The following is a 229-nucleotide window of genomic DNA, read 5'->3' as shown; positions in this document are numbered from 1 at the left end:
CCAACTGGTCTTCTGTTGCTGCTTGACCTGAAACCGCTGTGCCGTTCCAAGTTTTATTGCTTAAGCCGCCAATCGTGCCTGCTGTGCCATCAATGGTGACTGGATTTGCAGTACCCACTTTGATGGTATTCCCCAAACCAAGTTGCACCCCATCTGCTGTAGTGGTGCTGGTGATGTTGCTATCACCTTTCACATTCAGCGTATCGCCTAATGCAAATTGGTTGTTGCT

At 48.9% G+C, this 229-nt stretch carries 1 protein-coding gene; it reads right to left on the bottom strand.

All coding sequences use genetic code 11. From position 1 onward, the window contains the following. The coding region (locus MMO42_RS18160; protein ID WP_241321589.1) for a hypothetical protein at positions 1-229 on the bottom strand (229 nt) is incomplete at both ends.

Source organism: Acinetobacter sp. ANC 3882 (genome assembly GCF_022549545.1).
In the GTDB taxonomy this organism is placed as follows: domain Bacteria; phylum Pseudomonadota; class Gammaproteobacteria; order Pseudomonadales; family Moraxellaceae; genus Acinetobacter.
This window is presented reverse-complemented; position numbering and strand designations above follow the sequence as displayed.